Raw genomic sequence first — 3,694 nt, forward strand, 5'->3', positions numbered from 1 at the left:
AAAATAAACCATAAAAAAAATCCCGGAAACATCGATGTTCCAGGATTCGTTCTGTCCAGTTTTTAGTGAAAATCGGCCTACTCCCGAATATCCCGTTTTATTAAACTATTCAAACCTTTATTCTACTTTATTTATGATCACCTAAAGTTTATAGATTAGTGATAACATGGCAATTCTAGGCAGGACAAAAATATTTTGATCTGACACGATGAAATCATTGAAGCTATTTTGGTTTTTATACCTAATATCAAATAAGTTTTGGACAGATAATTTAAAATCCCATGCGCTATTTTCCTTGCCATAATAAAACGAAGCATTGCCAATACTAAACTCATGTGATGAATCTGTCGATTTATTCTGATATCTATAATGGGTATAATCAAAGGAACCAATGAAATTCTTCAAGAAGTCGTATTCAACAGAAATAAAGGGTTCGTTCGTCAGAAAATTAAAAGTATGGTTATTTGATCCGTAGTTTCCCAGACTTTGTTTGAATCCAACTTCAATAATTGGAAATTCTTTGTGCAGGGTTTGTGCTGAAAGTCTATAAGAACCCGTAGTGTTTTTATAATCCGAAATGGTCCCATTGATCTGTTGGGATGATCTGGATGAGTTCAATCTGGTCGTTAAACTATATTTAAAATTCCTAGTGCTCTTTTTAGCTATTATGGTGCCATTTAAATTTTGGTTCGGTGCACTAAGCCTGATTGGTGACGTAAGTCTATCTTGGCCCTCTGTTATAATTGAGTTTGTAATTTCATTTATTCTGTACTCATAACTCATTACCCCCAAAACATAAAGTCCTCTCAATAAACTAGATCTGGAATAGGTAAGACTGGAATAATGGCTTAGATCATTTTCAAGGTCTTCATTTCCTATATATACTGAATTATAGGATTGTAAATAATACTTGCCGGCCAACCTTTCCGCATCGGAAAACGAACTTTTTAATTTGGAGTCCAATCTAAGAAAAGCTCCCGAAGAACTAGAACGCCTTCTTATGGAAACATCTGGGAGCAATACCCATTTATTTTTATTGATGATATTGGCCTGATCAATGGACCAAGAGTAGTTGTGCAGGAACAAGCTCTGATGAAACTCAAATTCCCCTACCCTTGCATTATAGTACATCCCAGCATATAGGTCGTTCAACCTAAAGCTCAAATCATTTCCAAAACCGTTGGAACTAAAGTCGTTTATGGTGCCATCGTCCAAAAGTTGACTATCATTTGTAACGAATTGATACGCCTTATATTGGTTGCCAAAAGTGGCATGCAATATATTAAAATTATCTATGTTCCAATAATGTTTGAATATACCGCTTACTGTGCTATTTTGAACCTGACGTAACAATTCCAACCTATAGATATCATCCGGCTCGAGCGGAACGATACCTTGCGAAATGGCTCTGTTGGTATCCCAAAAAATGTTTGTGTTATTTTTATCGAATTCAAAATTGGCACTTGAGGAAAAGGCATGTTTGGAGGATAATTTTTTATGCCACTCCACATTTCCATTTGCGTAAACATCTTCTGAATCATCCAAACTATTAAAAGATTGTTCCGTTGTATTTATAATGGACAAAATAGAATTTTGATCGGTATTGTCCGTTCCCTTTGCCATTATATCGAAGGACCATTGTTCTAAAGTATTGGGGGCGTAAGTAAGCTTAATTTTTCCAAGGCCCAATTTTTTATGGAAGGTTCCCGTGTTCGTGACCTTCTCCAAAAAGCTATTGTCAGGTAGCATATAATCATTTGTGGCCTCCATACGGTTTTCGTACTTGGAACCGGAAAAAATCAAATAACTGGAAAGGTCGATTTTATCGTTTAAGGTTTTAGTGATGTTTAATGCCCCAACAGTGTTCTCACTCTTTGTTACGTCCGTAACTTCTATGGCATCGGAAATCGTCTTTCTTTCTGCCATATCCCTAGCATTGAAATTGCTGGAAGGACCGCCCGTGAAATTTTGATAGTCCTTAAATGTAAATGTTTTTTCCCCGGTGTTGTTCAGCCCACCGATAAAATTAATATTGAGTTCCGGTCGGTAATAGAATAGATTAGCATGGGCTTTATAAAAACTTTCATTTCCCTTGCCCGCTTCGATATCCCCGAAAACAAAATTCTTTTTACCTTCCTTTAATTTAATGTTCATGGCCATATTGTCCGTTCGGGTCATTCCTTTTAAAAAGGATATCTCATTGTAGTCATCTATAATTTCGACTTCGTTGACGGCATTGGCAGGGATATTATCTACTGCCAGTTTACTGTTGCCCCCGAAAAAGCTTTTATTTTCGACCAGAACATGGGTTACTTTTTTGCCTTGGCTGGTAACAGTGCCATCTTTATCGACTTCGATACCGGGTAATTTCTCCAGTATATTCTTAAGCTTTCGTTCCTCACCCGTTACAAACTTGTCTACTCTATAAATAATAGTATCCTTTTTTATAGAAATAGGCAGTTCCATTACTACGGTAACGGCATCCAATTTTGTTACATCTGTGCTTAACTGAATGTCCATTTTAAAATCCTCTAAAGCGGTATGGGAAAAATCCAACGTTTTAAAACCGAGCATACTTACAGTTATGGTATACTGCAAATCATTGTGCAGTTGCAACTTAAACTCTCCCTGATTGTTTGTGGTAGTAAATAGCAATGATCGATCACTGTCCACCGGCTTTGCAATTAAGGTTGAATAGGCTAAGGGATTGTTTAAACTATCGGAAACAGTACCGTTTAAAGTAACGACTTGTGAATAGATTCCAATACAAAAAAGAAAACTAATAAATAAAGTAAGGTTGTTCTTCATCAATTATGGTGAAAATAATTTATTGTCGTTGACTTCTTCTGATATTGGTCAATTTTTCAATCAATTCTACATATTCTTGTTCGGACACTTTTTTTCCTTTCGGTTTCTTAATATTTATTTCTTCTTCGGGGTTTAGTTCTATTTTTGTGGCGGTATAATAGACTTTTCCCTTGTCATAATCTGTTATTAGTTCTAAGGTCAAGCCTGGCAACCCGTTAAATTTTTGGATACCAAAAGAGGTGGGTATCTCTGGAGTGTACCAAGCTACAACCTGGCCTATAAGTTTCATTTGTGGTATATTTTGTGACTCTAAATCTGCAATTGCCTTATAACACATATAATTCTCTATTTTTTTGGACTCTTGAGTAAGCTTCCAATTAACTTTATCCAAATCCACTAAAACTTCCTTTGACCAAAAACTTTGATAAAACTTTTCTTTGGTTTCCAAATTTGTGTAATAAATGTTATCGTGCCTAGCAAATATACCAGTTCTATTGGGTTTGTATCCCAAGCTCCTTTTTGTTGGCAAATCATATTCAGCCTGGTATAGACCTTCTGTACCCGATATAAATAAATGAAAATTCATAGGGCTTGAGGAGGAAATAGCGTTTATTTCAGCATCTCTTTCAACTTGGGTACGGGTAGAGTCCTTAACTAAACGACTATAAAAATCTTCATTGTTCAAAGTGGCTTGATAGGTAATTTTTGCTTTTAGGTTTTGGGAATGAATAAAATTGATGGAATTTATAACTAAAAATAGAATAGTGAATATTTTCATTTTATTTGGTATTATGGATATACTGGAGCATGCTGACCCCTCTAAAGCCTAATCAATAAGTAACTGCCGTTCTGGCGGATGCTGACCCCCCTTTGAAAAATAAGATAG

2 protein-coding genes are annotated in these 3,694 nt (G+C 35.7%); both read right to left on the bottom strand.

Annotated elements, in window-relative coordinates:
* Positions 1-141: 141 nt before the first annotated feature.
* Positions 142-2,808 carry a carboxypeptidase-like regulatory domain-containing protein gene (locus G466_RS0118785; RefSeq protein ID WP_026814998.1) on the bottom strand — a complete coding sequence of 889 codons (2,667 nt, stop codon included), beginning with the start codon at positions 2,806-2,808 and terminating at the stop codon, positions 142-144.
* 19 nt (positions 2,809-2,827) lie between these two features.
* On the bottom strand, positions 2,828-3,586 hold the full coding sequence (locus tag G466_RS23375; protein WP_051315784.1) for a GLPGLI family protein: 759 nt from the start codon (positions 3,584-3,586) through the stop codon (positions 2,828-2,830).
* Between the last annotated feature and the right edge of the window lie 108 nt (positions 3,587-3,694).

Source organism: Arenibacter certesii DSM 19833 (genome assembly GCF_000429545.1).
GTDB lineage: Bacteria > Bacteroidota > Bacteroidia > Flavobacteriales > Flavobacteriaceae > Arenibacter > Arenibacter certesii.

What these genes read in the sequence shown, in the direction of transcription:
- G466_RS0118785 (WP_026814998.1), bottom strand. Translation starts at nt 2,808, where the DNA reads ATGAAGAACAACCTTACTTTATTTATTAGTTTTCTTTTTTGTATTGGA.
- G466_RS23375 (WP_051315784.1), bottom strand. Translation starts at nt 3,586, where the DNA reads ATGAAAATATTCACTATTCTATTTTTAGTTATAAATTCCATCAATTTT.